The sequence below is a fragment of the Streptomyces prasinopilosus genome, assembly GCF_001419695.1.
GTDB lineage: Bacteria > Actinomycetota > Actinomycetes > Streptomycetales > Streptomycetaceae > Streptomyces > Streptomyces prasinopilosus.
In genome coordinates this window covers 1-4685 of record NZ_LIRG01000844.1, presented here as the reverse complement: position 1 = coordinate 4685, position 4685 = coordinate 1, and the positions used below count along the sequence as shown (strand labels likewise).

The 4685-nt window shown below is 72.2% G+C and carries 5 protein-coding genes; 3 read left to right on the top strand and 2 right to left on the bottom strand.

Features of this window, described 5'->3' with window-relative positions:
* Window positions 1-152: 152 nt before the first annotated feature.
* The gene (locus AOK18_RS27385; RefSeq protein WP_055696071.1) at window positions 153-758 is read right to left on the bottom strand and encodes a biotin transporter BioY; all 606 of its coding nucleotides are present in this window, start codon (window positions 756-758) and stop codon (window positions 153-155) included.
* Between the two features lie 617 nt (window positions 759-1375).
* On the opposite strand from AOK18_RS27385, the gene AOK18_RS27380 reads away from it, so the two are divergent.
* The 3 genes from AOK18_RS27380 (at window position 1376) to AOK18_RS27370 (ending at window position 3896) form a co-directional block, all read left to right on the top strand.
* On the top strand, window positions 1376-2707 hold the full coding sequence (locus AOK18_RS27380; protein ID WP_055574313.1) for an amino acid permease: 1332 nt from the start codon (window positions 1376-1378) through the stop codon (window positions 2705-2707).
* A 172-nt stretch (window positions 2708-2879) separates the two neighbouring features.
* Window positions 2880-3521 carry a superoxide dismutase gene (locus tag AOK18_RS27375; protein ID WP_055696070.1) on the top strand — a complete coding sequence of 214 codons (642 nt, stop codon included), beginning with the start codon at window positions 2880-2882 and terminating at the stop codon, window positions 3519-3521.
* A gap of 132 nt (window positions 3522-3653) precedes the next feature.
* A complete protein-coding gene (locus AOK18_RS27370) occupies window positions 3654-3896 on the top strand; it encodes a hypothetical protein (RefSeq protein ID WP_055574311.1) in 243 nt (80 codons plus the stop codon).
* Window positions 3897-3959: 63 nt separating this feature from the next.
* On the opposite strand, the gene AOK18_RS27365 is transcribed toward AOK18_RS27370, so the two are convergent.
* The gene (locus AOK18_RS27365; protein WP_055574312.1) at window positions 3960-4610 is read right to left on the bottom strand and encodes a mycothiol-dependent nitroreductase Rv2466c family protein; all 651 of its coding nucleotides are present in this window, start codon (window positions 4608-4610) and stop codon (window positions 3960-3962) included.
* Between the last annotated feature and the right edge of the window lie 75 nt (window positions 4611-4685).

Here is a 4685-nt window from a genome sequence, read left to right as displayed (position 1 = left end):
GGGACCGCCCGGCCTCCCGGCGGGAAGGCGGCCGGGCGGTCCCGGGAGGCCGGGCGGTCCCGGGAACGACGGAAGGAGGCCGGCCGGGCGCGCGTACGGCGTCCGGCCGGCCTCCTTCCTCCGTCACGTACCGGCGCGAAGGGGCCCGGTGGTCAGCGCTTGTTGACGAACCGCCAGGCGGTGGGCAGGAGGCCCATGGCCAGGGCCGCCTTCAGGGCGTCGCCGATGAGGAACGGGGTGAGGCCGGCCGCGATCGCGGCGGAGGCGGACATGCCGGTGGCCAGCGCCAGGTAGGGCACGCCGACGGCGTAGATGACCGCCGAGCCGAGCAGCATGGTGCCCGCCGTGCGCCAGACGGAGCGGTCGGCACCGCGGCGGGCGAGGGAGCCCACGACGACCGCGGCCAGCAGCATGCCCAGGACGTAGCCGAACGACGGCATCCCGATGCCGGAACCACCCTCGGCGAACCACGGCACGCCGGCGGCGCCCGCCATCGCGTACAGCGCGAGGGCGAGCAGGCCGCGCCGGGCGCCGAGGGCGGTGCCGACGAGCAGCGCGGCGAAGGTCTGGCCGGTCACCGGGACCGGGGAGCCCGGGACGGGGACGGCGAGCTGGGCGGCGATGCCGGTGAGCACGGCACCTCCGGCCACGAGGGCCACGTCCCGTACGCGGGACGCCGGGACGAGGTCGGCGAGGACCAGACCGGCTCGGGCGCCGCCCTGCTGGTGCAGAGCGGACGTGGCGGCTGCGGTGCTCATGGGTACTCCGCGGGGGTGAGGGCGGTTCGGGACACGGCGACGCTATCCCAGCGCCCTCGTGCCGATCACCGTCAGCGCTCGACAAAGGCTCCGGCGCGCCCGTGGTGGGCTCCGGACAAAGAACGGCCGCCAACCGGGGCGCGGCGTGACGCCGGTCACTGCGGTGACGTGGTCCCTCCTACACGTACCGCTCCGAAGGCGCCTGTAGGGTCTCGCCAAAGCGATCGGCCGAGGAGCCGCGCCGCGCGGGTTCGGGGGCGTGCCGTGAGCCGACGCGCCGGGGGCGGAGGCGGCCGGCTCCCCGCGGCCGCCGCGTGACGGACGGGTGGCGTACAGGCGGCCCACGGATGACGGACAGGTGACCGGAGCATCACCCTCCGCATGACACGTGTCCACATGCTGGGCGGCCCCTCCGGAAGACGGAGGGGGCTGCCCAGACTGGTGCGGTTCTCACCGTCTTCCGTATTGGACGAACCGTGTCCGTGCCCCGCCCCTCCCCCGAGACGACCGAGACGCCCGAGGCGGCCGGGACCCCCGGGAGACCACCGCGGCACCAGGACTCCGTCCCGCCCGGCGACGGCGCTCCCCTCCGGGACGGAGTCCCGCTCTCCCAGGGCCTGAAGCAGCGCCACCTGTCGATGATCGCCCTGGGCGGGGTGATCGGGGCCGGTCTGTTCGTCGGCTCCGGCGCGGGCATCGCCGCCGCGGGACCGTCGATCGTCCTCGCCTACGCCCTCTCCGGCCTGCTGGTCATGCTGGTGATGCGGATGCTCGGCGAGATGTCGGCCGCCTATCCGTCGTCCGGTTCGTTCTCGGCGCACGCGGAGCGGGCGATCGGGCCCTGGGCGGGCTTCGCCTCGGGCTGGGCGTTCTGGGTGCTGCTGTGCACGGCGGTCGGCCTGGAGGCCATCGGCGCCGCGAAGATCGTCACCGGCTGGCTCCCGGGCACGCCCGAGTGGGCGTGGGTGGCGCTGTTCATGGTGATGTTCTGCGCCGCGAACCTCGCCGCCGTGAAGAAGTTCGGCGAGTTCGAGTTCTGGTTCGCCGCGCTGAAGGTCGGTGCGATCTCGCTGTTCCTAGTACTCGGCGTGCTGGCCGTCGCGGGCGTGCTGCCCGGCACCGACTCCCCCGGCGCCTCGAACCTCACCCCGCTGCTCCCCAACGGCGGCGAGGGCCTGGTGATCGGCCTGCTGGCCTCCGTCTTCGCCTACGGCGGCCTGGAGACGGTCACGATCGCGGCGGCGGAGTCGGAGGACCCGGTCAAGGGCGTCGCGAGCGCCGTCCGTACGGCGATGTGGCGGATCGCGCTGTTCTACATCGGCTCGATGGCGGTCGTCGTCACCCTGGTCCCGTGGGACTCGCCGGCGGTCGTCGAGCAGGGCCCCTACGTCGCCGCCCTGGAGCGCCTGGGCATTCCGGGCGCCGGGCAGCTGATGAACGTCGTGGTGCTGGTGGCGCTGCTGTCCGCAATGAACGCCAACATCTACGGTGCCTCGCGCATCGGCTACTCCCTGGTGCGGCGCGGGCAGGGCCCGAAGGTGCTGGGCCGGGTGTCGGCCGGGGTGCCGCGGGTCGCCGTGCTGGCCTCGTCGGTCTTCGGGTTCCTGTGCGTGCTGCTGAGCTACTGGCGGCCCGACGACGTCTTCTCCTGGCTGCTCAACATGATCGGCGCGGTGATCCTGGTCGTCTGGGTCTTCATCGCCGTCTCGCAGCTGCGGCTGCGCCGCGTCCTGGAGCGCGAGGCCCCGGAGAAACTGGTCGTGCGGATGTGGGCGTTCCCGGTGCTGACGTGGATCGCACTGGCCGGGATGGCCGCCGTCTTCGTCCTGATGGCCCGGGAGCCCGGCACGCGCGTGCAGCTGTACTCGACGGGCGCCATGACGCTGGCCCTGGGAGCCGCCGGCTACGTCTGGCAGCGGTCCGGGGCGCGCACCCGCACCGGGGACTGACCCCTCCCCCTTCTCCTCTTCCGCTCCCCGCACCGAGGGCCCCCGCCCGGACGACCGAGTCCGCGCGGGGGCCCTCGTGCGTGCCGTCCGTGCGCACCGGGCGCGCGGAGAGCCTTTCTGCTGCTAGCGTGCAGTTGCAAGTTCATTGCAATAAGCGGTTCGAAGGGGACCCATGCCCGTCTACACGCTGCCCGACCTGCCCTACGACTACGCCGCGCTCGCGCCGGTGATCAGTCCCGAGATCATCGAGCTGCACCACGACAAGCACCACGCGGCCTACGTGAAGGGCGCCAACGACACGCTGGAGCAGCTCGCCGAGGTGCGGGACAAGGAGTCGTGGGGCTCGGTCAACGGCCTGGAGAAGAACCTGGCGTTCCACCTCTCCGGGCACATCCTGCACTCGATCTACTGGCACAACATGACCGGCGACGGCGGCGGCGAGCCGCTGGAGAAGGACGGCGTGGGCGAGCTGGCCGACGCCATCGCGGAGTCCTTCGGCTCCTTCGCCGGCTTCAAGGCGCAGCTCACCAAGGCCGCCGCGACCACCCAGGGTTCCGGCTGGGGAGTCCTGGCCTACGAGCCGCTGAGCGGGCGCCTGATCGTCGAGCAGGTCTACGACCACCAGGGCAACGTCGGCCAGGGCTCGGTGCCGATCCTGGTCTTCGACGCCTGGGAGCACGCCTTTTACCTGCAGTACAGGAACCAGAAGGTCGACTTCATCGACGCCATGTGGGCCGTCGTGAACTGGCAGGACGTGGCGAAGCGCCACGAGGCCGCCAGGTCCCGCGCCGACGTGCTCCTGCTCGCCCCCTGAGGGCCGCCCGGGAACGCCCTGCCCCGTGATCGTCTTCTCACCGTTCACCCGGCAGGCGGAAAAAAGGAAGCCCCCGCGAGGACAGGACTCGCGGGGGCTTCCGGTATCGGGCATTCCGGGTGAGATTGTCCCATGACGACACCCAGGACCATGACGCTGCCCTGCTGGACGTGCGACGCGGAGCAGCAGCACCGTCAACTGACCAGGACCGAGCAGGACTGGCTCAAGGAACGATTGGGCCGCACCGGCGTGAACGAGTTCTGGCTCTGCGAGAACGTGCTGGACGCGGACACCGGCAGGCGGTGCCGCAACCTGCGCACGGGGTTCGTCATGAAGCCGTTCCCCAAGGCCGTCCGCGTGCCCGTCCCCGAGTGATCCGTCCCGGGTGGCGCCTCCCGGAGCGGTCCCTCCCCGTGCGAGCCGTCCCGGGCGGCCTCGTCACAGGTTGCTGAAGTCCGGGCCCTTCGTGCGCGAGCGCTTGAGCTCGTAGAAGCCGGGGACGGAGGCCACGGCGAGGGTGCCGTCCCAGAGGCGGGCGGCCTCCTCGCCCTTGGGGGCGGGGGTGACGACCGGGCCGAAGAAGGCGATCTGCTCGCCGTCGGTGCCCGGCACGGCGATGACCGGGGTGCCGACGTCCTGGCCGACCTTGTCGATGCCCTCCTGGTGCGAGGCGCGCAGCTGGGGCTCGTACGGGGTGGCGTCCCAGTGCTCCATGAGGGAGTCGGGCAGGCCGACCTCCTTCAGGGCAGCGGCGACGGTCTCCTTGCCCGGTCCCTCGTCCTGGTTGTGGATGCGGGTGCCGAGCGCGGTGTAGAGGTCGCCGAGCACCTCGGCGCCGTGCTCCTCCTGGGCCGCGATGACGACGCGGACGGGGCCCCACGCCTTGGTCTCGAGCAGCTCGCGGTACTCCTCGGGCAGCTCGTCGAGCCGGTCCTCGTTGAGCACCGCGAGGCTCATCAGGTGCCAGTGGACCTTGATGTCCCGCACCTTCTCCACCTCCAGGACCCAGCGGGAGGTCATCCAGGCCCAGGGGCACAGCGGGTCGAACCAGAAGTCGACGGGAGTGGGGGCGGTGGACGTGTCCGGCATGACGCTCCTCGAAGGCAGGTACGGGAAGGGCTCCTCCGGAGAACACCGCACCTCCCCCCGCCATTCCCCCGCGGC